Origin of the sequence: Brevibacterium sp. SIMBA_078 (assembly GCF_046534565.1) — a bacterium.
GTDB lineage: Bacteria > Actinomycetota > Actinomycetes > Actinomycetales > Brevibacteriaceae > Brevibacterium.
On the sequence record NZ_JAWRYQ010000003.1, the window covers coordinates 553,367 to 578,621 of the forward strand.

The window sequence follows — 25,255 nt, forward strand, 5'->3', positions numbered from 1 at the left end:
CCCCACCACGATGTCAACCGACGAAGAGACGAAGAAAGGTTCGACGATGAGTCCACAGCAGAGCTCGGACACCGACGATCAGCCAGTGAAAGGCCCCGACGACGCAGCCGAATCCCAGGCGACACTGTCTGCCGAGATCGACGGCATCGAAGCGCAGTACAAACAGGACGTCGCCGGCGGCAAGAAGCCCGAGACCCAGCCGCGACTGGACTACCAGCCCTACCGATCATCGATCCTGCGTCACCCGACGAAGGACCCCCGCCACACCGACCCCGAGACGATCGAGCTCTTCTCCCCCGCCTTCGGACACCGGGACATCGGCACCCTCGAATCAGATCTGACCATCCAGGCAGACGGCGAGCCCATCGGCGAGCGCATCCGCGTCACCGGTCGGGTCCTCGACGGCGAAGGACGCCCGGTGCGCAACCAGCTCGTCGAGATCTGGCAGGCGAACTCGGCCGGACGCTATATCCACAAGCGCGACCAGCATCCGGCCCCGATCGACCCGAACTTCACCGGCGTCGGCCGCACCCTGACCGGCGACGACGGCTCCTACTCGTTCACGACGATCAAACCGGGCCCCTACCCGTGGAAGAACCACCACAACGCCTGGCGACCGGCCCACATCCACTTCTCGCTCTTCGGATCCGAGTTCACACAGCGGATGATCACCCAGATGTACTTCCCCGGGGATCCGCTCTTCGCCCTCGACCCGATCTACCAGTCGATCACCGACCAGAAGGCCCGCGACCGCCTCGTGGCGACCTATGACCACAACATCACCGAGCACGAATTCCTCATGGGCTACAACTGGGACATCGTGCTCACCGGCGCCAACCGGACCTGGATGGAAGAAGAGGACGATGACTGACACCCCCACGACCCCTGATCTCACGCCGACCCCGGGCCAGACCGTCGGCCCGTTCTACGGCTACGCGCTGCCCTTCGAACACGACAATGAGCTCGTCCCGCCCGGCTCGGCTCGCGCCGTGCAGCTGACAGGAACCGTGTACGACGGGGCCGGCGACCCGGTCCCCGATGCCATTCTCGAGATCTGGCAGCCCGATGAGCACGGCACTGTCCCCCGCCAGACGGGATCGCTGCGCCGCAACGGCTTCACCTTCACCGGCTTCGGCCGCGCCGCCGTCGACCCGGAAGGCGAGTTCAGCTTCTCCACGGTCAACCCAGGCCCCACCGAGGTGGGCAAGGCACCCTTCATCAGCGTCGTCATCTTCGCCCGCGGGCTGCTCAATCGTCTCTTCACCCGCATCTATCTGCCCGAGGACACCGCGGCCCTGGCCGCCGACCCGCTCCTGTCCTCGCTCGACGAAGACGAGCGCACCCGCCTCATCGCCACTCGCGGGGCTGACGGATCGCTGCACTTCGACATACGGTTGCAGGGTGAGGAGGAAACCCCCTTCCTCCGATTCCCCAGCCACGAGGACTGAAGCGACATGACCGACACCGCCCACACCCGGTTCCTCTTCGCCCCCGGCGATCTGCGCGGATCCGAAGCCATCGACGACGCCGCGTTCATCACCGCGATCGGCCAAGTCGAGACCGCTTGGATCGTCGCGCAGGGACGGGTGGGGCTGGTGTCGTCGGAGATCCGCGCCGAGGTGGCCGCCGCCATCGATGCCACGATCCGCACGCTCACGGACGATCACACCGAACTCGAGTCCCTGGGTGAGGCCGCCGAATCCGGCGGCAACCCGCTCATCCCGTTTCTCGCCCGCGTCCGCTCCCGGCTCTCCCCCGAGGCCTCGCGATGCCTGCACCGGGGACTGACCAGCCAAGACGTCATCGATACGGCGATCGGGCTGCTCGTCTCCCGCGTCGTGCGGCAGATGCAGGCGCGCCTCGAAGTCATCGGCGCCTCCCTCGTCGAACTCTCCGACGCTCACGCGAGGACCCTGTGCCTGGCCCGCACCCTCACCCAGCCGGCCCTGCCGACGACCTTCGGCCTCAAAGCCGCCGCCTGGGCCGCCGAGGTCAATGAAGTCCAGGGCCAGGCACCCTACGTCGACTATGTGCAGGTCGGCGGGGCCGCCGGCACCCGCGCCGCGATCCGCTGGTTCGCGGGAGAGACCACCGAATCCCTGCTGCGCGAATTCCACGTGCAGATGGTCGGACCCGACGCGGCGCTCACCCAGATCCCCGTCCCCTGGCACACCGACCGCGTCCGCACCCTGTCTTGGGGTTCCCACCTCGCCCAATGCGTCACCGTGGGCGCCTCCATCGCCCGCGACATCCTCATCGGCGTGCGCCCCGAGATCGGTGAGCTGTCCCTGGCGTCGACCGGCGGATCTTCGACGATGCCGCACAAGTCGAATCCCACCTCGGCGGTGCTGCTCCACCGCAACGGCATGCGCGTCCCCGGATCACTGTCCACCCTGACCACGGCTGCCGCCGAAGCCATCGAAGAACGCTCCGACGGCGCCTGGCATGCCGAATGGCCGGCCCTGTCCGAGCTCATGACCCTGGCGATCTCCTCGCTCATCATCCTCGACGAGATGATCGCGGGCCTGAAGGTCAACGCCGAAGCCATGCGCGCGAACCTCGACGCCGCCTCCCCCGGGATCTATGGGGAGAAGCTCGGCATCGTCTTCGGCGACCGGATCGACAAAGACACCCGGGCAGCCATCATCGCCCCCGGCTCCGACCCGGTCGCAGCACTTCGCGCCGAGATCGGCGACGAGGACGGAATCGAGGAGTTCTTCACCCCCGAGACCTACCTCGGTGAAGCCGAGGACATCCGCCGCACCATCCTGGCGACCATCGACAGCTCCGGACCGCAGGAGATCGACCTGCCGCCCGTCGACTGAGACCCGTATTCCGACTTGAGAACCGACCGAAGAAAGTGACACCCATGGACCTCACCGCATCCGTTCTTGCCGCACCCGCCTCCCCTGCCGCCGATGCCCGAGTGCTCGTCGTCCTGCCCTCGCTGGGCACCTCCGTGGCCGCCCTGTGGCAGCAGGCCGCGACCGAGCTGACCGCGCTCAGCCCGGAGACGACGGTCATCGGCATCGACCTGCCCGGTCACGGTCGGTCGGCTCCGCTCGACGTCCCCGCAGGGACGTCGGTGGCTCCGCGGATGACGATGTCCGACCTCGCCGAGGCGGTCCTGGCCACCCTTGATCGAGTCCTTCCGGATGTGGCCGCCCCCGGAACCCCGGTCGACCTCGCCGGGGATTCGATCGGCGGAGCCATCGGACTGCAGATCGGCCTCGACCATGCGGATCGCTTCGGTCGCATCGCAGTGTTCTGCACCGGAGCGAAGATCGGCGAGGCCTCGGCCTGGGAGGAGCGTGCACAGACCGTGGCGACCTCGGGCACGCCCACCCAGATCATCGGTTCGGCTCAGCGGTGGTTCGGTGAGGGGTTCATGGACCGTGAACCCGAAGCCTCGGCGGCACTGCTGCATTCGCTGCAGGACGCCGACCGGTTCTCCTACGCCTCCCTCTGCTACGCACTCGCCGATTTCGACGTCCGCGGCCGCCTGCCGGAGATCACCCGCCCGGTGCTGGCCGTCGCCGGTTCCGAGGACCAGCCGACTCCGGCGACGAAGCTCGCCGAGATCGCCAACGCAGTCCCCGGCGCCCTGCTCGAAGTCATCGAAGGCGCCGCCCACCTCGTGCCCGCCGAGGCTCCGGCCGTGACCGCGGGACTGCTCAACGACTTCCTCGCCGGGAAGGGACTCGGCGCCGGGGCCGGCGGTGCTGCGGGCGCAGGCGCTTCCGGGGCAGACACGAGCCCTACCGGTGCGGCGCTGCCCACCGCATCCGGGCCGAGGGAGGCCAGTCGGGACGAGGTCCGCGAGGCCGGAATGACCGTGCGCCGTCAGGTGCTCTCCGACGCCCACGTCGACCGTGCGAACGCGAAGGTCGACGACTTCACGAGCGACTTCCAGGACCTCATCACCCGCTACGCCTGGGGAGAGATCTGGACCCGGCCCGGTCTCGAACGGCGCATGCGCTCGGCGATCACGCTCACCGCCATGATCGCCGGCGGCCACGAAGCCGAACTCGCCATGCACGTCAAGGCCGCGCTCCGCAATGGGCTCACCCGCGATGAGATCAAGGAGGTCCTCCTCCAATCGGCCATCTACTGTTCGGTGCCGAGCGCGAACACCGCCTTCTCCGTCGCCTCGCAGGCCCTGGCCGAATACGACGCGGAGGAAGCGAACGCGGACTGAGCGTTCACACGGTGCGAACGGCCACCTCGGCGAGGGCACGCCGGGTCGACGCCTGTTCGAATCGTCACATTGCGTCCTCAGGGCTACCGAGCGGCGGTGATGAGCAATAGGCTGGTGCGGTCGTCCCACGCACCCCTCGTCTCCGAAGGAGTCCTATGAGCGAAGCACCGGTCTCCCGCGGAGTCTACAAATTCGCCGTGTTCGCCCTGGCGATCGGCGCCTTCGCCATCGGTGTGACCGAATTCGCGACCATGGGTCTGCTGCCGATGATCGCCGAGGAGCTCGGTATCACGGTCCCCCAGGCCGGGCACGCAGTGTCGTTCTACGCGATCGGCGTCGTCGTCGGCGCACCTCTGATCACGACCATCGCCGCCCACATGGACCGCAAGCTGCTGCTCCTGTGCATGATGGGCCTCTTCGCCCTGGGCAATCTCGCGTCGATGCTCGCTCCGACGGCCGGGCTGTTCAACATCGCCCGCTTCGTCTCGGGCCTGCCCCATGGTGCGTACCTCGGCATCGGAGCCGTCGTCGCCGCCTCCCTCGTCCCCGCGAACCGCCGCGGCCGGGCCATGTCACGCGTGATGCTCGGCCTGACGATCGCGAACATCTTCGGCGTGCCCTTCGCCGCGGCACTCGGCAATATGTTCGGGTGGCGCAGCGCCTACGCCCTCGTCGCCGGTCTCGGAGTGCTCACCGTCATCATGGTCGCCGTCGGCGTCCCGCGCGTGAAGCTCGGCGCGGTGCCCTCGGCCCGCGGTGAGATCAAGGCGCTCGGACGCGTGCAGATCATCCTCACCCTCGTTGCCGGCTCCGTGGGCTTCGGCGGAATGTTCGCCGTCTACACCTACATCACCCCGACGATGACCGACGTCGCCGGAGTCCCCGGCGTCGCGATCCCGTGGGTGCTCGCCGTCTACGGCCTCGGCATGACCGCCGGATCCCTCATCGCCGGACCCCTCGTCGACAAGTCCATCGAGCGCTCAGCCACCGGCGGCATGATCCTCTCGGCTCTCGTGCTCGCCGCCTTCGGCGCCTTCACCCATATCGCGGCCGTTGCCATCATCGCGCTCTTCCTCATCGGCGTCTCCGGGTCGATGATCACCACGGCCCTGCAGATGCGCCTGTTCCGCGAATCCCACGACGCCCCGAGCCTGTCCGCGGCCATGAACCACGCCGCCTTCAACCTCGCCAATGCGCTCGGCGCATGGCTCGGCGGAATCGTCATCACCGCCGGCCTCGGCTACCGAGCACCGTCCTGGGTGGGCGTGGGTCTGTGCCTGTTCGGACTCATCGTCATCTCCATCGCGATCTTCCTTCGCCGAGGCGGCTCCCCCGAACCGAGCACCCGCACCTCCGTCGACACCTGAGCCCCAGGCCGCGCCGAGAAACGGGTTGAGTGTCGAGAAACGCGTGTGCACGCCCGTGTCTCGACGCCGCGCCCGTGTCTCGATGAAAGTGCCGATACGATGAACGCATGGATCACCCTGCGCCCAGTCGCTCTCATGCCCTGACCCGTCGCCCGAAATCGGCCGTCGTGCTGACCCTCGCGGCTTTCGCTGTCCTCGCTCTTCTGCTGCTGAGCGGATGCGGATCGTCTGATTCCGAGGGGGATTCCGCAGAAGGTTCCGGAGAATCTGACTCCTCGGCCGCGGCGGGAACGTGCTCATACCCCGCCGATTCGCAGTCCGCGGCGAAGGACGTCGAAGCACCCGCAGAGGAACCGGAGGCCAAGGGCAGCATCACGGCCACCATCGCGACCTCGGCAGGCGACCTGGCCGCCACCCTGGACGCCGATCGCACCCCGTGCACCGTCAACAGCTTCCTGTCGCTGGCCGCGCAGAAGTACTTCGACGACACCGAATGCCACCGCCTGACCACCGAGGGCATCTTCGTCCTCCAATGCGGCGACCCCACAGGCACCGGCTCCGGCGGCCCAGGCTACTCGTTCGCCGATGAGCTCGACGGCTCCGAAACCTACCCGGCCGGCACTCTGGCCATGGCGAACTCCGGCCCGGATACGAACGGCTCCCAGTTCTTCGTCGTCTACGACGACAGCTCGCTGCCGCCCGACTACACCGTGTTCGGACAGCTGGATGAGAAGAGCACGAAGACCGTCGCGGATCTCGCTGCCAAGGGCACGGACTCCGGCGCCGGCGACGGCGCACCCAAGGAGAAGGTGACGATCACCGAGGTCATCACCGCGGACTGATCGTCCGTCCGAGTTGTCCAGAACACTTCGACCACCTAGTAATCCCAATTGGTGAGACTCGGAATTCACGTTTTGTGAGACGAGCGTAATCTCGGTTCGTCGCCGTCGACGCTGTGCCAGACACAGCGCCGACGGCCTTTTCCATTGGCACGGACCACCCGCCCGTGCCTGCACTCACGAAACAGCGGAGCACCACCACCATGTCCACCGAAACACAGCCGGAGAATTCCTCCTCGGCACCCGGAGTCGACGACGACGCAATCGCTGCGACTCGGAAGAACAACACCCGCGGCAAGGTCCTGACCGCCTCGATGGTCGGCACCACGATCGAATTCTTCGATTTCTACGCCTACGCCACGGCCTCCTCGTTGGTCTTCCCGGCCCTCTTCTTCCCCAATCAGACATCGACGACTCAGCTGCTGAGCTCGTTCGCGATCTTCGGCGTCGCCTTCGTCGCCCGCCCACTCGGCTCGATCATCTTCGGCCACTTCGGTGACCGCGTCGGCCGGAAGAAGACGCTCATCGCCTCCCTGCTCATCATGGGCATCGGCACCTTCCTCATCGGCCTGCTGCCGACCGCCAGCACGCCGGGCTGGGTCGTCCTCGCCCCGCTGTTCCTCGTCCTCCTGCGCTTCTGCCAGGGCGTCGGCCTCGGCGGCGAATGGTCGGGCGCGGCACTGCTGGCCACCGAGAATGCTCCGAAGGGCAAACGCGCCATCTGGGGCACCTTCCCACAACTCGGCGCCCCCGTCGGCTTCATCATCGCGAACCTGCTCTTCGTCGCCCTCGGCACCTGGACCTCCCCCGAGGCATTCCTCGCCTGGGGCTGGCGCATCCCATTCCTGCTCTCGGCCCTGCTCGTCGCCGTCGGCCTCTATGTCCGCATGTCGCTCATGGAGACCCCGGCGTTCCAGCTCGTCGCTCAGAAGCAGCAGATCTCGAAGGCCCCGCTCGGGCGGGTCTTCGCCACGAGCTGGAAGCCGCTCATCCTCGGCACGTTCATCATGCTCGCGACCTACGTGATCTTCTACTTCATGACCGCGTTCACCCTCACCTACGGCACCTCGCCGGCCACCCCCGAACAGGCTCAGACCGCCGCCGAGGCGGCAGGCAAGACCTTCGATCCCGCCGGGTTCGTCGCGGGGCTGGGGTACACGAAGAATGAATTCCTCACCTACCTCATCATCGGAGTCGTCTTCTTCGGCATCTTCACCGTCGTCTCCGGGCCGCTGGCCGAGAAGCTGGGCCGCCGGAAGATGCTGCTGGGCGTGACCGTGCTCATCGCTGCCTACGGACTCGTCGTCAACGCGCTGTTCAACGCCGGCACTGCAGGAGTCATCGTCGGGCTCATCGTCGGCTTCATCCTCATGGGACTGACCTTCGGCCCGATGGCCGCGTACTTGCCGGAACTCTTCCCCGCCAACGTCCGCTACACCGGATCGGCGATCTCGTACAACATGTCCAGCGTCATCGGGGCCGGACCCGCACCGTTCGCGATGGTCGCCCTGTGGCAGGCCGAAGGAGGGTCGATCTTCTACTGCGGCCTCTACATCATCGCCGCAGCGATCCTTACGATCATCGCCCTGTGGCTGGCCAAGGACACCTCGGAGATCGACATGGAGGATCAGCTGAGCTGAGATTCCTGAATCAGGGCCCGACCAACGTTTTCGTTGGTCGGGCCTTTCGCGTCCACGGTCGACTGCCGAGCGGCCGTCCCGATCACCGGGAATGACTACGATTTCGTCACAACCACCTCGGCGATTATCGATGCGACATGAGTGTGACCCAGTTCACGGTAGGATTTCTCACAGACACTGCTCAGACGTCAACGTCAGAGCGGACCGCGTACGTGACTCACCTGTCACCGATCCCCTGGAGGAACCATGAAACGACGCTCGAGCCTGGCCATTGTGGCCGCCGGCGCCATGCTCGCCCTGTCCGCCTGCGGCGGCGGAGGCGATTCCGAACCTGCAGCGACCGCCGAAGGCGGAGTCCCCCTCGTCAAGGAAGGCAAGCTGACCACCTGCACCCACCTGTCCTACCAGCCGTTCCAGTTCGAGAAGGACGGCGAGGTCGTCGGATTCGACGTCGACATCGTCGATGCCGTCGCAAAGAAGCTCGGCGTCGAACAGGAGATCATCAACACCTCGTTCGAGACGATCACCTCGGGCGCGGAGTTCAATCAGCAGAAGTGCGATGTCGCGGCAGCGGCGACGACGATCACCCCCGAACGCGAAGAGGCCACGGACTTCTCCGAGCCGTACTTCGATGCGAACCAGGCGATTCTGACGAAGGCCGACAAGACCGCGAAGGACGAGAAGGCGCTCAAGGGCTTCAAGATCGCCGCTCAGTCCGGCACCACGGGCCTCGACTACGCCACTGAGAACTTCAAGGATTCCGAGGTCATCACCTACGAGGATCTGCCGCTCTCGCTCGAGGCCCTCAAGACCGGTCAGGTCGATGCCGTCATCAACGACAACGGCGTGCTCTACAACTACAACACCGAGAACAAGGGGTTTGCTGTCGGCTTCGATATCAAGACCGACGAGCACTACGGCATCTCGATGAAGAAGGGCAACACCGAGATGAAGAAGGCCGTGGACGACACGATCAAGGAGATCAAGGACAACGGCGAGTACGACAAGATCTACAAGAAGTGGTTCGGAGAAGCACCGAAGTGATCACCTGCGAATGGGCGGCCTGCTGCGATGAAGTCGTTGCAGGCCGCCCGTTCGGCTGAGTTCGACCGACCTGCCTGAGTCTTTTCCAACTCTCACGGCACGCATTCCGGCGGACACCCCCGCCACAGTTTTTCGAAGGACAACCATGTCAGTTCCCACCGCGAGCGAGGACGGCCGCCAGACCGGCCCAGCCGTCCCGACCGCCACCGCCACCCCGAAAGCGAAGATGAGCAAACGCCAGAAGGCGAAGCTCTCCCGCGGCATCCAATACGCCATCCTCGTCGTCATCGCGATCATCGTCGCGCTGGTCGCCGACTGGCCGACGCTCATCGACACGTTCGGGCGCTTCGACATCGCCGCCGACATGTTCCCCGAAGTCATCACGGGAGCGCTGAAGAACACAGTCGTCTTCACCGTTCTCGGCTTCGCCCTCGGCCTGGCGATCGCTCTTGTCGTCGCCCTCATGCGCCTGTCCTCGGTCGGCGTCTACCGCTGGCTGGCGACGATCTACATCGAGTTCTTCCGCGGGCTGCCCGCCCTCGTCGTCTTCCTCGTCATGGGATTCGGTCTGCCGGTGGCCTTCCCCGGCTTCATCCTCCCGCAGCTCGTCATCATCATGATCGCCCTCGGACTCGTGTCCTCCGCCTACATGGCGGAGACGATCCGCGCCGGAATCCAGGCCGTGCCGAAAGGCCAGATCGAGGCCGCCCGCTCACTGGGTATGTCATCATCGCGTGCGATGTTCACGATCGTCCTTCCGCAGGCGATGCGCATCATCCTGCCGCCGCTGACGAACGAGCTCATTCTGCTGACCAAGGATTCATCGCTGGCCTACATCCTCGGATCCTCCGTCGACGGCCGTGAGCTCGCCGCACTCGGCCGCGCTGAGATCGTCAACACCGCCAACCTCACCCCCTTCATCGTCATCGCGCTGTGCTACCTCATCATCACGATCCCGCTGTCGTACCTGTCGCGGGTCCTCGAGCGCAAATACGGTTCCGCAGATTCAGGAGTGAAATGATGCACGCAGCGAACAAGACCCCGATCATCGCGATCCGCAACCTCCAGAAGAGCTTCGGCACGAACCAGGTCCTCACCGACATCAACCTCGACGTCGACAAGGGAGAGGTCGTCTGCGTCATCGGCCCCTCGGGTTCAGGCAAGTCGACGATGCTCCGATGCATCAACACGCTCGAGACTCCTACCGGAGGGTCGATCGTCGTCGACGGCATGGACATGACCGACCTCGATCTCGACATCGACGCCGCGCGCACCCGTATCGGCATGGTCTTCCAGTCCTTCAACCTCTTCGCCCATCTCACCGTGCGGGAGAACCTCACGATTGCGCAGACGAAGGTCCTCAAACGATCGAAGGCCGAGGCCAACAAGGTCGCCGAGGCGAACCTCGCGAAGGTCGGGCTGTCCGAGAAGATGGAGGCCAAGCCGGGATCGCTGTCCGGCGGTCAGCAGCAGCGCGTGGCGATCGCCCGGGCCCTGAGCATGGACCCCGACGTCATGCTCTTCGACGAGCCGACTTCGGCGCTCGACCCGGAGACCGTCGGCGATGTCCTCCAGGTCATGCGCAACCTCGCCGAGGCGGGAATGACGATGGTCGTCGTCACCCACGAGATGGAGTTCGCCCGCCAGGTCGCCGACCGCGTCGTCTTCATGGACGGCGGAGTCGTCGTCGAAGCCGGACCGGCCAAGGACGTCATCGGCAATCCCCAGGAGCAGCGGACGAAGGACTTCCTCTCCCGCGTCCTCCATCCCGGCCAACTGGGGTAGCGGTCGGCGTCTCCCCGTAGGCTCAGAGGGTGAATCCGGCGGGGAACGGGTCGCTGGGGTCGAGCATGAACTGCGAGGTCGCGGTCAGCCAAGAACTGCCGGTGATCGTCGGCACCACGGCCACGTGCTCGCCGACGGTCGTCTCCTCGACGAGGCGGCCGGTGAATGAGGTACTGATGAAGCACTCGTTGACGAAATCCGTGTTCAGGCCCAACTGTCCGCGGGCGTGCCGGACGGCCATGAGCGCACTCGTCCCGGTGCCTCCGGGCGACCGGTCGAGCCAGCCGGGGTGTTTGATGAGCACATGGCGGGCATCCGGCGCTTCGCCATCGGGCACCGGCTCCGTCGGCGGGGTCAGGAACACGACATGTTCGCAGCCGCGGAAGCCGGTCTCCGGATGCACCGGGTCGATCTGCTCGTTGACGGCTGCCATGATCTCACGGCCTGCAGAGATGAAGTCCCCGCCGCGATCGCGCTCGAACGGGATGCCGACGTCGGCAGCGGAGACGAAGGCGTAGAAGTTCCCGCCGAAGCCGATATCGCAGGCGATCGTCCCCCGTCCGGGCACCTCGACGGACTGGTCGAGGGCGTGCGCATACGAGGCGACGTTGACGATGGTCACGGACTGTGCGCGCCCGTCCCGGACGACCACCTCGGCGGTGATGAGCCCGATCGGGGCATCCAGACGCACGGTCGTGACGGGTTCGACGACGGGCACCATTCCCATCTCGACGAGCACCGTCGCGACCGCGATCGTGCCGGCGCCGCACATCGGCAGCACCCCTGTGACCTCGATGAAGAGCACTCCCCAGTCCGCGTCGGCACGAGTCGGCGGCTGCAGGATCGCACCCTAGAGCCACCCGTGTCCGCGGGGTTCGCACATGAGGAAGGTCCGCAGATCGTCGGAGTTCTCGATGAACCACTCCCGGCGATCGGCCATGGACTCACCGGGGAATGGTCCCACTCCCCCAGTGACGACGCGGACGGGCAGCCCCTCGGTGTGGGCTTCGACGGTCTGGATGAGACGGTTGGTCTGCACGGTCGATCTCGCTCAGTTCTCCAGGACCTCGTTGAGGATGACGCGGTAGCCCTGGCGGGAGTCATAGCCGTGGATCTCGCGGGTGTCCAGCGCCGACATGAAATCGAGCACCTCGGCGGTGATGACCTGTCCGGGCACGAGCACCGGAAACCCGGGCGGGTACGGGGTGACGAATCCGGCCGAGACCGGCTGTTCCCCGTTCTCGACACGGCGCCGCAGCTCATGCGGCAGCACATGCTCGATGTTCTGGCGGCGCAGCCCCGCATAGTAGGCGGTGCGCAGGTCGCCGTCGGGCAGCTGCTTCGACGGGTCGTCGGCCGGGACCTCGGCGGCGTAGTCAGGGGCGAAGGCTGAGAAGTCGGGCAGCGGCGGCATCACCGCGGCCGGTTCGGTCAACGCGTCCTGTTCGTGGAGCTCGTGCGGATCATTGAACATCCCCGCCAGTTTGACCAGCACCTCGATGAGGTAGGCGATGGCCGAGCGTGAGGTGCCGATGTTCGTCATGAACAGCACGGTGTTCCGGCTCGTCTTGTTCACCTGGATGCCGTAGCGGTCCATGAGGTGCTCGTGCTTGAACGTATCCCCGTCGACTCCCGTGCCCGAGATCTCGACGGTGATGCGGCTGGGATCGACGACGAATTCGTCGCGGACCCAGGCGTCCCACATCGTCGACAGTCCATCGCGCAGCGGCATCGTCCGTTCGGTCACCCGGTATTCCTCGGGGATGAGATCGGCGGCGGTGAGCACCTTGAACGTCTTCTTCAGCAACGGGTGACGCGCGATCGCCGAGGACAGACTCATCGCCAGGTCGAGCTGCTTCTGCACCAGCGCGAAGCCCTCCATCTCCACCTGCCTGCGACCGAGGTCGAGGGACGCGAGGATCTGGTAGTTCGGCGACGTCGAAGTGTGGGTCATATACGCCTCGTGGAAGGCATCCTCGGCGCCGGAGGAGAACTCCTGATCATAGACGTGGATCATCGACCCCTGACGCAGCGCGGTGAGCGTCTTATGCGTCGACTGGGTCGCGTACACGCGGATCGTCGCGTCCGGCGGCGGCAGCAGGTCCTCCTCCAGCCACACCGAATCGGGGGCGGGGGCGCCGGTCTCGGGATCGAACAGGCGCTTCTGCTGCTCCCGGTACGCAGCAGCGTGGGCGTTCGTGGACAGGTTCTCCTCCAGGGTCTCCGCGGCGACCATGGCGGTGCGCTTGCGGGTGACCGGGTGGAATCGGGCGAAGGCGAACCAGGCTTCGTCCCAGAGGAAGACGAGGTCGGGCTTGATCGCCAGGCATTCGGACATGACCTTGTAGGGGTCGTAGACGATTCCGTCGAAGGTGCAGTTGGTCAGGGTGATCATCCGCACCTCGTCGAGGCGGCCGGCGGCACGGTAGTCGAGCAGCAGCTGCTTGATCCTGCCCAGCGGCACCGCCCCGTAGAAGGCGACATCGTTGAGGGGGTACGCCTCGAGGTAGGCGGTGCGAGCACCGGTGAGCATGAGCGCATGGTGGTGGGACTTGTGGCAGTTGCGGTCGACCATGACGACCTCGTCGGGTGAGACGACGGCCTGGTGGACGATTTTGTTCGCCGTCGACGTGCCGTTCGTGACGAAGTACGTGCGCTTGGCACCGTAGGCGCGAGCGGCCAGCGACTGCGCCTTCTTCAGCGTGTGCACCGGTGCCAGCAGAGAATCGAGCTCACCGGAGGTGGCACTGGATTCGGCCAGCAGCAAGTTGAGTCCGTAGAAGTCGACGAAGTCCCCGATCCACTTCGAACCGACGACAGAGCCGCCGCGGGAGACTGGCAGTGCATGGAAGACACCAGCCGGACGGCGGGCGTGCTCACGGATCGCGTCGAAGAACGGAGTGTCGTAGAGGTGCTGGATGCGGCGCAGCAGAGACAGGTGGAGTTCGAACTGGTCCTCGCGGCGGAAGACACGACGGAACCGGTGGGTCAGGGCACCTGCGAGGCTTTCGATATGGGCGCCTGCCATGAGGTAGAGGTCGAGTTCGGGGCGCAGATTCGCCAGGGTGTCGGCCAGCCGCAGCACCCGGCGCACCGAATTGAGCGGACTCATCGGCGCCGTCGGCGACTCCTTCGTCGAGGTGTGCGCGAACTCGATGGAATCGCGCAGGTCACGGCTGAGCACCTCGCGGGTGTTGTCGGTGAAACCGGGACGGATGACGCAGGCGAGCAGGTTCGGGTTCGTCAGGGCCGCCGCCACCGCATCGTCGGCGGTGGGCACGATGACGTAGTCGTAGATGAACTGGTCGGAGGCGTTGCGGAGTTTGAGCAGATCCGTGTGCAGCTCATCGCGGCCGCCCTCGGTGGTCTCGTCGACGATGAGGACCTCGAAGCGGGGACGGGTGTCCTGGCGGTCCTTGAGTTCGGCGCGCTCATCCTCGGTGAGGTCGTCTTCACCGGTGTCGGGCACGGTGGTGCCCCGGAGCCGGTTGACCGCACGTGTGATCATGTCGTGCGCACGGTCGAATTCGCCGTTCGAGAGCAGGTCGGTGATCTCCTCGACATAGCGCTGACCGAAACCTGCCCAGTAGAGCTCGATCGTCTTCAGCGAACGCAGCGAGCGCCACACCTCGCCGTCTTCGGCGATCATCGAGAAGTCCCCGCCGCTGACGGCCAGACGTTTGATCGCGAACTTCAGGTACTCCCACGCATCGGAGCGCAGCCGCCACGTGCTCGCCGGCATTCCCGGATCCCGCTCGAGCTGCGCCCGGCGCGGCGTCGAGGGGGCTCCGACGCGACCGTGCCTGCGGCCGCCGCCGAGGTCGGCGGGCTCAAACTCCTGCGCCGTTGCCTGGTCGGAGTCGATTCCGGTCATGCGAGAGCCTCCTGGCTGTCAGTCTCAGTCCCCACCCCGGTCCGGTGTGGAATTCCTGCTCACGGGCTCAGTCGGCGGACCGTACTGATTCCGTTGTTGCACGATCATACGACCTCACAGTTTCGAATGGGCAGGGTGGTGGGCAGTTGAGACAACCACAGGAGGCGAAATGATGATAAGCATGGAGTATGGACACCTCCGCGTCTCTTTCTGCAGGTCATCTCATCGTCGAGGAACTCGAAACACACGGAGTCACTCGCACCTATCTGGTTCCCGGCGAGTCGTACCTCGATGTCATCGACGGACTCCGCGATTCGTCGATCACCCCGATCGTCTGCCGCCAGGAGGGCGGGGCCGCATATATGGCCGTCGCCGAGGGGCGGATGACCGGAGTGCCCGGAATCGCCATGGTCACGCGTGGTCCCGGTGCGGCGAACGTCAAGGTCGGCGTCCACACCGCCTACCAGGATGCGACCCCGCTCGTCGTCTTCGTCGGCCTCATCCCCACCGATCATCGCGGTCGCGAATCCTTCCAGGAATTCGATCTGGACGGCTGGTTCTCCTCGACCGCGAAGAAGGTGCTCACCCTCGATGACCCCGATAAGGCCGCCGAGGTGGTCGTCGACGCCATGCACACCGCCGTGACCGGGCGGCCCGGTCCCGTCATCGTCGGTCTGCCCGAAGAGGTCCTCGTCCGCCCGAGTTCGGGAACGGTGCTGCCCCCTCGCGTGCACGGTTCGGCCTCACCGTATGCCGGGGACGTCACGGAGCTGCGCGCCCGCATCACCGCCGCCGACCGTCCCGTTCTCATCATCGGCGGCGAGGACTGGTCGCCGTCGACCTCACGGCGCATCGCCCAGTGGTCACGCGACCGCGGCCTCGGGGTGCTCGGCACCTTCCGCGCCTATGACGGCATCGACCACGACAGTCCGAACTTCCTCGGCATCTTGGGCTACGGTGCTTCCCCCGTCGCGAAGAGGGTCTTCGCCGAGGCGGACCTGCACATCTTCTTGGGCTGCGTCCGCACCGATGTGGCCACCGACGGGTTCATGAACGGCGTCGACCAGCGCACCGTCGTCATCGGCCCCGATGCCGATGCGCACGGCCATTTCGGTCGTCTCGACCAGCACATCGTCACCTCGGTGAGCCGGTTCGCCCAATCCCTGTTCACCGAGGAGGGCACCCGCACGTATTCGGTGTCCTCCGACGGGTCGATCGACGAACCGCCGCTCGGCGATGACCTGTCCGAAGCGGCCGGGGATGCTGTGCCGCTGCCGGCCTGGGTCGCCGAGGCTCGGGCCGAGCTCGAGGCGTGGCGGACACCGCAGGTGGCAGGTTCGGGGTCGGCCGCCTCGGCGGGATTCGTCGACATGGACGAAGCATTCGTCCATGTGAAGGAGCTGCTGGCCGAGGACGCGATCATCACCTACGGGGCGGGGAACTTCTCCGGTTGGGCGACCAGGTTCCTGCCCACGCACGGGTTCCCCTCGGCGCTGGGGCCGCGCAACGGATCGATGGGATTCGGTCTGCCCGCCGCGGTCGCCGCCGCACTCGTCCATCCGGAACGGGCGGTGTTCTGCATCGCCGGTGACGGGGATTTCCTCATGAACGGGCAGGAGATGGCCACGGCCGTCCAATACGGCGCGGACCTTACCGTCGTGCTCAACGACAATTCGGTCTACGGCACGATCCGCGGCCATCAGGACCGCGATTACCCGGGCCGGGCCACCGCCACGGCACTGCAGAACCCGGACTTCGCAGCCATGGCCACGGCGTTCGGCGGGTTCGGCATCCGCGTCGAGCGGACCGAGGACTTCCGCGACGCGTTCGAACAGGCGCTGGAGCACAAGGGACTCTCGCTCGTCCACTGCATCACGGATCCGACCGTTCGCGGGGCGCGCCTGCCGTGAACGAGCTGGTGAGAACGAGCTGATGTGAACGGTGGGGCGGACGGCGAACGAATCTGACTAAGGTGGATGCATGAGAATCGACGCGATCTTCACCGACCTCGACGCATTCACCCTTGATCCGACGCGCCCGCGGGCGCAGAGGATCGGGGTGTGGGGCAACCGGATCATCGGCTTCGACGAGGAGCTCGACGGTGTCACAGCCGATCGTGTCGAGTCCCTGGGCGGGGCGACTGTGCTGCCGGGCTTCAACGACGTCCACTGCCACACCACCTGGTTCGGTCTCACTCTGGCCTCGGTCGACGTCACGGCGCTGCCCGGCGGTCTGCCCGATGTGTATGCCGCACTCGAGAAAGCCGCGGCAACGACTCCGGCTGGGGAATGGATCGAAGCCACGGGGTATGCCCACCGTGACTACGACGGGCAGTATCCGGACCGGGCCAGACTCGACGAGATCACCGGGGACCGCCCCCTGTTCATGCGGCAGACGTCGGGTCACGCCGCGATCGCCAATACCGAGGCGATGCGCCGGGCGGGAATCCTTGACCCCGGTTTCGAGGAGCCGGTCGGCGGGAAGGTCGTGCGTGACGCGGCCGGGCATCCCACCGGGCTGATCGAGGAGACCGCGCAGACTCTGGTGCAGGACCTCATCCGCCCGTATTCACTCGACACCGTCGTCGACGCCCTCGACCTGGCGACGGCCTACTACGCGAAGGAAGGAATCACGTCCTTCGGCGAATGCGGAATCGCCTACGGCTGGATCGGTCACTCCCCCATTGAGATCAGCGGCTATCTGCGCGCCCGTGAAGAGGGCAAACTGCGAGCCCGAGCTCAGCTCATGCCGCAGGCCGACGGTCTGCATCCGATCGCGGCGAACTCAGCCGACGGGTTCGGCATCGGTCTGGATGCGGGACTGCGCACAGGCCTCGGCGATGATCTCATCTCGATCGGGCCCGTGAAGTTCTTCATGGACGGTGCCTTGTCCGGCGAGACCGCGGCGCTGCGGGAGAACTATGCGGGCAAGGACCACCCCGGTTATCTGCAGGACGACGCGGAGGTGCTGCGTCAGCAGATCCTCGACACCTATGCCTCCGGGTGGTCGCTGGCCGTGCACGCCATCGGCGATGCCGCCGTGGATGCCGCGGTCGCCAACATCGTCGAGGCGCAGAAGCGCTATGGCCGTCGGGCCGTGCCCAACCGGATCGAGCATGCCGCATTGGTCCATGACGAGCATCTGGCGACGCTGGCCGAGCACGGAATCGTCGTCACCCCCCAGGCGGCGTTCGCCGATGGCATCGGGGACGGGATGAATGCTTCGCTCGGCCCGGGCCGCCGGCACCTGATCTACCGGGCGAAGTCGTTCGTCGATGCGGGTGTGCCGATGGCCGGCAGCTCTGACCGCCCGTGCGCCGACGGGAATGTGCTGCGCGGAATCGAAGCGTATGTCACCCGCAGGACCCGCGACGGAGACGTCATGGGTTCGGCCGCGGAATGTCTGAGTGTCGATGAGGCGATCGCCGCCTACACGGTCGAGGCGGCAAAGGCCTCGGGCCAGGGCGCCGACAAGGGGACGCTGAGCCGCGGCAAACTCGCCGACTTCGTCGCCTTGGAGACTCACCCAGCCAACGTCGCGGCGGACGAGATCGCGCAGATCCCGGTCAAGGCCACGATCCTAGGCGGCGAATACACCCACCAAACCCCCTAGTTACTACCTGACGGCGGCCCAGCAACCTCGCGCGAGGTTGCTGGGCCGCCGTCAGGTAGTACTAGCGGGGGAAGTCTAAGTCGGTGAGGACCTTCTCGAAGACTCCGAGACCGCGTTCGAGGTCCTCTTCGCTGATGTTGATCGGTGGGACCACGTGCAGCCGGTGGTAGTTGTTGAACGGGATGACGCCGTGTTCCTTCAGCGCCGCCACCACCGAAGCGACCTCGGGTGAGCCACCGCCATAAGGGGCCAGCGGCTCCTTGGACTCTTTGTCCCAGACGAGTTCGATCGCCCAGAACGCCCCGGTGCCGCGGACCTCGCCGACATGCTTCGAATTCTCCGCGATCTGCCGCAGACGGGGTCCGATGATCGTCTCTCCGATATGCGCGGCGTGTTCGATCATGCCTTCGTCGGCCATCGCGTTGATCGTCGCGACCGCCGCCGCGCACGCCAGCGGATGCCCGGAGTAGGTCAGTCCGCCGGGGTAGACGCGTTCGGCGAAGGTCTCGAAGATCGCGTCGCTGATGACAACCCCGCCCAACGGCACATACCCGGAGTTCACGCCCTTGGCGAAGGTGATGAGATCGGGGACGATGTCGAAGTGCTCGAAGGCGAACCACTTGCCCGAGCGTCCGAATCCGGCCATCACCTCGTCGGCGATGAGCACGATCCCGTGCTCGTCGCACAGCGCCCGCACACCCTGCATGTACTCAGGGCTGGGCACCATGATGCCGGCGGTGCCGGGAATGGATTCGAGGATGATCGCGGCGATCGTCGCCGGTCCCTCCAGCTCGATGGTCCGACGCAGGTGCTGCAGCGCACGTTCGGTCTCTTCCGCCTCGGTGGTGGCGTGGAATTCCGAACGATAGAGGAAGGGTCCGAAGAAGTGGACGACGCCCGATTCTCCGGTCTCGTTCTCCCACCGGCGCGGGTCACCGGTGACGTTGACGGCCGTCTGGGTTCCACCGTGGTAGGACCGGTAGCGGGAGAGCACCTTCGTCCGGCCGGTGTGCAGTCGCGCCATGCGGATGGCGTGCTCGTTCGCATCGGCGCCGCCGTTGGTGAAGAACACGTGATCGAGCCCGGCTGGGGTGCGGTCGGTGATGAGGCGTGCCGCTTCGGAACGGGCTGCGTTGACGGTGGCCGGGCTGATCGTGCACAGCACATCGGCTTGGTCCTTGATCGCCTGCACGACGGCCGGATGCTGGTGGCCGATGTTCGTGTTCACCAGCTGCGAGGAGAAGTCGAGGAACTCCCGGCCCTCACCGTCGATGACCGTCGACCCCTGGGCGCGGGCGACGGTCGGCGGGTCGATGAGCCGCTGTGCCGACCACGAATGGAAGACGTGCGCGCGGTCGAGTTCACGGGCTCGGGCGGATTCGTCCTTGAGCGCTGCGAGGTCGATCTCGCCTGGTTGGTGCACGATTGTCACCCTCTCACTGAAGTACCGGGAATGAGCGCGGAATCCGCGCCCGTGGGCTCATCGTAGAACACATTCGACTACAGTGACGAGCATGTCTTACCGGACCATCGTCAGCCCCGTCGAGGCCGAGATCGAGATCAAGAGATCCCGTTTCCTCGCCCGTCTCTCCCCTGCCGCGGATGAGGCTGAGGCCAGGTCCGTCATCGCCGAGACGCGCGCCGAGCATCCGAAGGCCCGCCACCATTGTTCGGCGTTCGTTCTCGACACCGATTCGCGCACTCAGCGCTTCAGCGATGACGGCGAACCGGCCGGCACCGCGGGCGCTCCGATCCTCGATGTCGTCACCGGTCATGATCTGACCTTCGTCGTCGCCGTCGTCACCCGGTATTTCGGCGGCACCTTACTGGGTGCGGGCGGGCTCGTGCGCGCTTACGGTCAGGCCACCTCGGCGGCAGTGGATGAGGCGCGGATCGTCACCCGTCATGAGCGCGTCCCGGTGTCAGCAGCCGTCGACTATGCCCAGGCCAATGCGCTGGAGCGGGCGGCCGGGAACCGGGGGTGGGCGACGCGGGCCGACTACGGCGGTGAGGTCGGACTCGACGTCCTGGTTCCCCTCGCCGAGGTGGCTGATGCCGTGGCGATGTACGCCGACCTCACCGCCGGTCGGGCAGAGCCCGAGGTCGGTGAGGTCGAATGGGTGTGAGGCCGGGGATCGGCGCTCGGATCAGCGAGAGCTGATCAGTCGAGCGCGGCGATCTTCGCGACCTGGGCGTTCGTGAGCATGACGAGATCCTCGGGGCGGATCTCGATCTCGAGACCGCGACGGCCGGCCGAGACGAACACTGTCGAATGGTCGAGCGCGGTGCGGTCGACGACGACCGGCACGGCATGGCGCTGTCCGAACGGGGAGACTCCTCCGACGGGGTAGCCGGTGCGACGTTCGGTCTCGGCAACGCCGGACAGCTGGGCCTTCTTCGCTCCGCGCGCGGAGGCCAGGGCCTTGAGGTCGAGCTGACCGGAGACGGGGACGAGCGCGGTCACGGGCTGCCCGTCGACCTGGATCATCAGGGTCTTGAACACCTGGTCGGAGCTGACGCCGAGTTTGTCGGCGGCCTCCGATCCGTAACGGCGGGTGGCGGGGTCGTGGTCGAAGCTGCGCAGGCTGTAGTCGATGCCTGCCAGGTTGAGCACTCGCACGGCCGGGGTTGCCGCGCTGGTCGTTTTGGATGCAACTGTCATAAGGGGGTAGTGCCTCCTGCCCGCAGGTCAGCGGGGCCCGGAGGCGCAGCTTTCACGACTCCATGTCCCCGCATCGATACGGACGGAATGTTGTATCGGTGCTGATAGGTACCCGCCCACAATAGGCGAAGTAGGCCCACGGACGCCAATTCCCGTGACGTCAAGTGACCCGCCGGTAATCCCATTGACCCCTTCGGTCGGGGGTGCTCAGCCCCACCCGAGTTCGTGGAGTCGGTCATCATCGAGCCCATAGAAATGGGCGATCTCGTGGACGATGGTGATGACGATCTCTTCCCGCAGGTGGTCCCGATCCTCGGCGAAGTCGATGAGGTTGTCACGATAGATGAAGATATTGTCGGGCATCTCGAACCCGGCGATCCCCCGCTCCCCGATCGGCGTGCCGTCATAGAGGCCGAGCAGGTGTCGATCACCGTTCTCCGGCCGGTCCTCGACGAACAGTGCGACATTGTCCAGCTGTTCGGTCACCCCGGCAGGCAGCAGATCCAGGGCTTCGCCGAGGATCGCGTCGAACTCCTCATCACTCAGGGCCTCCATGCCTCCCACTCTAGCGACTTCGATCCCCTCGCCGAGGCGGCCCCGCGGAACGTCGAAAAGCACCGTTCTCGCCATGTGACCGAGGACACTCCTTTTCGTTTTGCATTCCGCGAATCGGGTGGGATAAGCTTAACGTCGTTGCCCACGGGGAATCCGAGGACAACCTGGGCCCCCATCGTCTAGAGGCCTAGGACACCGCCCTTTCACGGCGGCGACACGGGTTCGAATCCCGTTGGGGGTACGGTGTAAGATCGTAAGGTCTTCCATCGCAACAGCAAGGCCCTGTGGCGCAGTTGGTTAGCGCGCCGCCCTGTCACGGCGGAGGTCGCGGGTTCGAGTCCCGTCAGGGTCGCGGAGCATAAGGCTCTTCTTCGGAAGAGCCTTTGTTTCTCTCGGCATACTTGATGAGTATGCCGGCGGCTCGGCTCTGTAGCTCAGTTGGTAGAGCGTTCGACTGAAAATCGAAAGGTCACCGGATCGACGCCGGTCGGAGCCACCACACGGAAGCCCCGCTTCCCAGTCCTGGACTGGGAAGCGGGGCTTCTTCGCGTCTGCCCGCACCTCTTGAAATCCAAATCAACTGGAGTAGGTTGAAGATGAGTTCGATGACCCGCCCACGTCGTGGTGGTGCAGGGTGAAAGGAGAGCACGATGACGAACAATCCGACGATTCAGGAACTCAGCCACGAGGACAGGGCTTTCCCACCCCCAGCGGACTTCGCCGAGAATGCGAATGCGAAAGCCGACGAGTACGACAAGGCCGCAGCCGACCGCATCGGCTATTGGGAGGAGCAGGCACAGCGCATCAGCTGGGAGACGCCCTTCGACACGGTCCTCGACTGGTCGGAGAAGCCCTTCGCGAAGTGGTTCACCGGCGGCAGGCTCAACGCCTCCTACAACTGCGTCGACCGCCATGTCGAGAACGGCCTCGGTGATCGCGTGGCCTACTACTTCGAAGGCGAATCGGGCGACACCCGCACCATCACGTACTCCGATCTTCTGCGCGAGGTCTCGAAGACCGCGAACGCCCTCACCGAACTCGGGGTCAAGACCGGCGACCGCGTCGCCATCTACATGCCGATGATCCCCGAGACGGTGTTTGCCATGCTCGCCTGCGCCCGCCTCGGCGCCCCGCACACGGTCATCTTCGGCGGCTTCTCCGCTTCGGCGATCGCCGACCGCGTCAAGGACTGCGGAGTCGAGTTCGTCATCACTGCCGACGGCGGCTATCGCAAGGGCAGGCCCTCGGGTCTCAAATCCGTCGTCGATGAGGCGATGGAGGACTGCCCCGAGGTGCGCAATGTCCTCGTCGTCCGTCGCACCGGCCAGGACGTGGAGTGGAATGACGACCGTGATCTGTGGTGGCACGAGGTCGTCGATCGGCAGCCGGAGACACACACTCCGGAAGCCTTCGATTCCGAGCATCCGCTCTACATCATGTACTCCTCGGGAACGACCGGAAAGCCCAAGGGCATCATGCACACCACGGGCGGCTACCTCGTCGGGACCTCGTTCACCCATTGGGCGGTATTCGACATCAAACCGGAGACGGACGTCTATTGGACGGCCGCGGACATCGGCTGGGTGACCGGCCATTCGTACATCGTCTACGGTCCGCTGGCCAATGGCGCCACCTCGGTGCTCTATGAGGGAACACCGGACACCCCGCACCGGGGACGGTGGTGGGAGATCGTGCAGAAGTACAAGGTCTCCATCCTCTACTGCGCGCCCACCGCCATCCGGTCGTTCATGAAATGGGGCCGCGACATCCCCGCCCAGTACGACCTGTCCAGCCTGCGCCTGCTCGGCAGCGTCGGCGAACCGATCAACCCCGAAGCATGGATGTGGTATCGCGAGCACATCGGCGGGAACCGCTGTCCCGTCGTCGACACCTGGTGGCAGACAGAGAACGGCAGCATCCTCATCAGTCCCCTGCCGGGTGTGACCGCGACGAAGCCGGGATCGGCGATGCGTCCGCTGCCCGGCATCGTCGCCGACGTCTACGACGACGAGGGCAATTCGGTCGAACCCGGAAACGGCGGCTACCTCGTCATCAAGGAACCGTGGCCGTCGATGCTGCGCACCCTGTGGGGCGACGAGGAACGGTTCAAGAAGACCTACTGGTCGCAGTATCCGGACGTGTACTTCGCCGGGGACGGGGCGAAGATCGACCGCGACAGTGATTTCTGGGTCCTCGGCCGCGTCGACGACGTGCTCAACGTCTCCGGACACCGGATGTCGACCGCGGAGATCGAGTCCGCTCTCGTCGCCCATCCGAAGGTCGCCGAGGCGGCCGTGGTCGGGGCTGCTGATGAGATGACAGGGCAGGCGATCGAGGCCTTCGTCATCCTCCGGGAGAGCGCTAACGACGGCGGGGACGATGTCGTAGGTGAGCTGCGCAGTCATGTGCGGTCCTCGATCGGACCGATCGCGACTCCGCGCTCGATCATGATCGTGCCCGATCTGCCGAAGACCCGGTCGGGCAAGATCATGCGTCGGCTGCTCAAGGACGTCGCCGAGAATCGCGAGGTCGGCGATGTCACGACTCTCGCGGACTCCTCGGTGATGGCCCTCATCCAGAAGGGCATGAAGGAGAGCTGATCCCCCGGCCGACGGGCGATTTCCGAACCCGCTCTTGCGTGACCCACGGCACACTGATGTACTGTCAGGTAACATCTCGTGGGGCCCGCTCGGGCGGGTTCTGTACGAGACGGACCGCACTGAAGCCTAACTGCAAGGACGCATAGACATGACGCGTGGAACGAAGATCGCCGGAAGCCGCATCCTCATCACGGGAGCCGGCAGCGGAATCGGACGGCTCATGGCCCTCGAAGCCGCTGACCGCGGAGCCGCCGAAGTCATCATCTGGGACCTCTCGGCCGAGACCGGCGAGGCTGTCCGTCAGGAGATCGAAGCCAAGGGAGTTCGCGCCCGCACCTTCTCCGTCAATGTCGGAGATTCCGCCCAGGTCGCCTCCACCGCGCAGGACGTCGGCGACATCGACATCCTCGTCAACTGCGCCGGCGTCGTCACCGGAAAAAAGCTCCTCGACGCCGACGAGGCCGCGATCCGACGCACCTTCGACGTCAACACCATGGCCCTGTACTGGACGACGAAGGCGTTCCTGCCCGGCATCCGGGAACGCAACCACGGTTCGATCGTCAATATCGCCAGCGCAGCGGGTCTGACCGGTGTGGCCAAGCAGACCGACTACTCGGCGAGCAAGTGGGCCGCCGTCGGCTTCACCGAATCGCTACGCGGAGAGCTGCGCGCAGAAGGCAGCCGGGTCAACACCCTCGTTGTCTGCCCGTTCTACATCAACACGGGGATGTTCGCCGGCGTCCAGACGAAGTTCCCCCGCCTGCTGCCGATCCTCGAAGAGAACAACGTGTCCACTCAGGTCATCGACTCGATCGAATCCGGTCGTGAGCAGCTGGTCATGCCCTCACTCGTGCGCCTGGTTCCGGGTGTCCGCCTCCTGCCGACCCGCGCGTTCGACGCAGTGATGGACTTCCTCGGCGTCAACCAGACCATGGACCACTTCACCGGCCGAACCGGCGGCGACAGCCCCCGCAGCCGTCGTGCGGCACGCAGGCGCCAGCCGGCAGGAGTCTGACTCAGGCTCTGGTGTCCCTGCCTCTCCCGCGTTCCGGGTCCACAATGGAATCAGGGAACCACGG

The 25,255-nt window shown here is 65.8% G+C and carries 19 protein-coding genes, 3 tRNA genes and 2 pseudogenes; 19 read left to right on the top strand and 5 right to left on the bottom strand.

Annotated features, from left to right (window positions below):
- Window positions 1-46: 46 nt before the first annotated feature.
- The 11 genes and pseudogenes from pcaH to SB749_RS14445 all read left to right on the top strand — a co-directional run bounded on the left by pcaH (window position 47) and on the right by SB749_RS14445 (window position 10,873).
- Entirely contained in the window at window positions 47-871 is an 825-nt protein-coding gene (gene pcaH / locus SB749_RS14395; protein ID WP_410710899.1) for a protocatechuate 3,4-dioxygenase subunit beta, read from the top strand.
- Window positions 864-1,448, top strand: coding sequence for a protocatechuate 3,4-dioxygenase subunit alpha (pcaG, locus tag SB749_RS14400; RefSeq protein WP_410710900.1), 585 nt, complete (start codon window positions 864-866; stop codon window positions 1,446-1,448). Before pcaH ends, pcaG begins: the two co-directional genes overlap by 8 nt.
- A gap of 6 nt (window positions 1,449-1,454) precedes the next feature.
- Window positions 1,455-2,825: a lyase family protein gene (locus tag SB749_RS14405; protein ID WP_410710901.1), complete on the top strand. Its 1,371-nt coding sequence runs from the start codon at window positions 1,455-1,457 to the stop codon at window positions 2,823-2,825.
- A gap of 44 nt (window positions 2,826-2,869) precedes the next feature.
- Window positions 2,870-3,655, top strand: a pseudogene (locus SB749_RS14410) (alpha/beta fold hydrolase); the annotation flags it as partial.
- 117 nt (window positions 3,656-3,772) lie between these two features.
- Window positions 3,773-4,198 (top strand): 4-carboxymuconolactone decarboxylase, encoded by a 426-nt coding sequence (gene pcaC / locus SB749_RS14415; protein ID WP_410710984.1) that lies wholly within the window; start codon window positions 3,773-3,775, stop codon window positions 4,196-4,198.
- A 155-nt stretch (window positions 4,199-4,353) separates the two neighbouring features.
- Window positions 4,354-5,565 (top strand): MFS transporter, encoded by a 1,212-nt coding sequence (locus tag SB749_RS14420; protein WP_410710902.1) that lies wholly within the window; start codon window positions 4,354-4,356, stop codon window positions 5,563-5,565.
- Window positions 5,566-5,672: 107 nt separating this feature from the next.
- Window positions 5,673-6,407 carry a peptidylprolyl isomerase gene (locus SB749_RS14425; RefSeq protein WP_410710903.1) on the top strand — a complete coding sequence of 245 codons (735 nt, stop codon included), beginning with the start codon at window positions 5,673-5,675 and terminating at the stop codon, window positions 6,405-6,407.
- A gap of 200 nt (window positions 6,408-6,607) precedes the next feature.
- On the top strand, window positions 6,608-8,044 hold the full coding sequence (locus SB749_RS14430; protein ID WP_410710904.1) for an MFS transporter: 1,437 nt from the start codon (window positions 6,608-6,610) through the stop codon (window positions 8,042-8,044).
- 246 nt (window positions 8,045-8,290) lie between these two features.
- Entirely contained in the window at window positions 8,291-9,088 is a 798-nt protein-coding gene (locus tag SB749_RS14435) for a transporter substrate-binding domain-containing protein (protein WP_410710905.1), read from the top strand.
- Window positions 9,089-9,314: 226 nt separating this feature from the next.
- A complete protein-coding gene (locus SB749_RS14440; RefSeq protein WP_167200663.1) occupies window positions 9,315-10,109 on the top strand; it encodes an amino acid ABC transporter permease in 795 nt (264 codons plus the stop codon).
- On the top strand, window positions 10,106-10,873 hold the full coding sequence (locus SB749_RS14445) for an amino acid ABC transporter ATP-binding protein (protein WP_410710906.1): 768 nt from the start codon (window positions 10,106-10,108) through the stop codon (window positions 10,871-10,873). Before SB749_RS14440 ends, SB749_RS14445 begins: the two co-directional genes overlap by 4 nt.
- A gap of 22 nt (window positions 10,874-10,895) precedes the next feature.
- On the opposite strand, the pseudogene SB749_RS14450 reads toward SB749_RS14445, so the two are convergent.
- Window positions 10,896-11,912 (bottom strand): annotated as a pseudogene (locus tag SB749_RS14450) (proline racemase family protein).
- A gap of 12 nt (window positions 11,913-11,924) precedes the next feature.
- On the bottom strand, window positions 11,925-14,747 hold the full coding sequence (locus tag SB749_RS14455) for an aminotransferase class I/II-fold pyridoxal phosphate-dependent enzyme (protein WP_410710907.1): 2,823 nt from the start codon (window positions 14,745-14,747) through the stop codon (window positions 11,925-11,927).
- 188 nt (window positions 14,748-14,935) lie between these two features.
- Here SB749_RS14455 and SB749_RS14460 point away from each other — a divergent pair, with 188 nt between their 5' ends.
- Entirely contained in the window at window positions 14,936-16,657 is a 1,722-nt protein-coding gene (locus SB749_RS14460; protein WP_410710908.1) for a thiamine pyrophosphate-dependent enzyme, read from the top strand.
- Window positions 16,658-16,727: 70 nt separating this feature from the next.
- On the top strand, window positions 16,728-18,359 hold the full coding sequence (locus SB749_RS14465; protein ID WP_410710909.1) for an amidohydrolase: 1,632 nt from the start codon (window positions 16,728-16,730) through the stop codon (window positions 18,357-18,359).
- A 61-nt stretch (window positions 18,360-18,420) separates the two neighbouring features.
- Here the strand turns inward: SB749_RS14465 and SB749_RS14470 are convergent, their stop codons facing one another.
- Window positions 18,421-19,791: an aspartate aminotransferase family protein gene (locus SB749_RS14470; RefSeq protein ID WP_410710910.1), complete on the bottom strand. Its 1,371-nt coding sequence runs from the start codon at window positions 19,789-19,791 to the stop codon at window positions 18,421-18,423.
- An 82-nt stretch (window positions 19,792-19,873) separates the two neighbouring features.
- Between SB749_RS14470 and SB749_RS14475 the strand changes: the two genes are divergently transcribed.
- Window positions 19,874-20,485: an IMPACT family protein gene (locus SB749_RS14475; protein WP_410710911.1), complete on the top strand. Its 612-nt coding sequence runs from the start codon at window positions 19,874-19,876 to the stop codon at window positions 20,483-20,485.
- 35 nt (window positions 20,486-20,520) lie between these two features.
- On the opposite strand, the gene ybaK is transcribed toward SB749_RS14475, so the two are convergent.
- Together ybaK and SB749_RS14485 are read right to left on the bottom strand one after the other, a co-directional pair.
- Window positions 20,521-21,021: a Cys-tRNA(Pro) deacylase gene (gene ybaK, locus SB749_RS14480; RefSeq protein ID WP_410710912.1), complete on the bottom strand. Its 501-nt coding sequence runs from the start codon at window positions 21,019-21,021 to the stop codon at window positions 20,521-20,523.
- Between the two features lie 207 nt (window positions 21,022-21,228).
- Window positions 21,229-21,576, bottom strand: coding sequence for a metallopeptidase family protein (locus tag SB749_RS14485; RefSeq protein WP_167194072.1), 348 nt, complete (start codon window positions 21,574-21,576; stop codon window positions 21,229-21,231).
- 168 nt (window positions 21,577-21,744) lie between these two features.
- Between SB749_RS14485 and SB749_RS14490 the strand changes: the two genes are divergently transcribed.
- The 5 genes from SB749_RS14490 to SB749_RS14510 all read left to right on the top strand — a co-directional run bounded on the left by SB749_RS14490 (window position 21,745) and on the right by SB749_RS14510 (window position 25,191).
- Window positions 21,745-21,817, top strand: a tRNA-Glu gene (locus tag SB749_RS14490).
- A 37-nt stretch (window positions 21,818-21,854) separates the two neighbouring features.
- Window positions 21,855-21,928 (top strand) — tRNA-Asp (locus SB749_RS14495).
- Window positions 21,929-21,999: 71 nt separating this feature from the next.
- Window positions 22,000-22,075 (top strand) — tRNA-Phe (locus SB749_RS14500).
- A 151-nt stretch (window positions 22,076-22,226) separates the two neighbouring features.
- Window positions 22,227-24,176: an acetate--CoA ligase gene (gene acs, locus SB749_RS14505; RefSeq protein ID WP_410710913.1), complete on the top strand. Its 1,950-nt coding sequence runs from the start codon at window positions 22,227-22,229 to the stop codon at window positions 24,174-24,176.
- A 148-nt stretch (window positions 24,177-24,324) separates the two neighbouring features.
- Window positions 24,325-25,191, top strand: coding sequence for an SDR family oxidoreductase (locus SB749_RS14510; protein ID WP_062245263.1), 867 nt, complete (start codon window positions 24,325-24,327; stop codon window positions 25,189-25,191).
- Window positions 25,192-25,255: the final 64 nt, after the last annotated feature.

Bases quoted from the DNA above. Each gene is read 5' to 3' on its own strand.
- SB749_RS14405 (WP_410710901.1), top strand. From the start codon at position 1,455: ATGACCGACACCGCCCACACCCGGTTCCTCTTCGCCCCCGGCGATCTG.
- SB749_RS14430 (WP_410710904.1), top strand. From the start codon at position 6,608: ATGTCCACCGAAACACAGCCGGAGAATTCCTCCTCGGCACCCGGAGTC.
- SB749_RS14475 (WP_410710911.1), top strand. From the start codon at position 19,874: ATGTCTTACCGGACCATCGTCAGCCCCGTCGAGGCCGAGATCGAGATC.
- SB749_RS14425 (WP_410710903.1), top strand. From the start codon at position 5,673: ATGGATCACCCTGCGCCCAGTCGCTCTCATGCCCTGACCCGTCGCCCG.
- SB749_RS14510 (WP_062245263.1), top strand. From the start codon at position 24,325: ATGACGCGTGGAACGAAGATCGCCGGAAGCCGCATCCTCATCACGGGA.
- SB749_RS14485 (WP_167194072.1), bottom strand. From the start codon at position 21,576: ATGGAGGCCCTGAGTGATGAGGAGTTCGACGCGATCCTCGGCGAAGCC.
- SB749_RS14460 (WP_410710908.1), top strand. From the start codon at position 14,936: ATGGACACCTCCGCGTCTCTTTCTGCAGGTCATCTCATCGTCGAGGAA.
- pcaG (WP_410710900.1), top strand. From the start codon at position 864: ATGACTGACACCCCCACGACCCCTGATCTCACGCCGACCCCGGGCCAG.
- pcaH (WP_410710899.1), top strand. From the start codon at position 47: ATGAGTCCACAGCAGAGCTCGGACACCGACGATCAGCCAGTGAAAGGC.
- SB749_RS14445 (WP_410710906.1), top strand. From the start codon at position 10,106: ATGATGCACGCAGCGAACAAGACCCCGATCATCGCGATCCGCAACCTC.
- acs (WP_410710913.1), top strand. From the start codon at position 22,227: ATGACGAACAATCCGACGATTCAGGAACTCAGCCACGAGGACAGGGCT.
- SB749_RS14465 (WP_410710909.1), top strand. From the start codon at position 16,728: ATGAGAATCGACGCGATCTTCACCGACCTCGACGCATTCACCCTTGAT.
- SB749_RS14455 (WP_410710907.1), bottom strand. From the start codon at position 14,747: ATGACCGGAATCGACTCCGACCAGGCAACGGCGCAGGAGTTTGAGCCC.
- ybaK (WP_410710912.1), bottom strand. From the start codon at position 21,021: ATGACAGTTGCATCCAAAACGACCAGCGCGGCAACCCCGGCCGTGCGA.
- SB749_RS14435 (WP_410710905.1), top strand. From the start codon at position 8,291: ATGAAACGACGCTCGAGCCTGGCCATTGTGGCCGCCGGCGCCATGCTC.
- SB749_RS14440 (WP_167200663.1), top strand. From the start codon at position 9,315: ATGAGCAAACGCCAGAAGGCGAAGCTCTCCCGCGGCATCCAATACGCC.
- SB749_RS14420 (WP_410710902.1), top strand. From the start codon at position 4,354: ATGAGCGAAGCACCGGTCTCCCGCGGAGTCTACAAATTCGCCGTGTTC.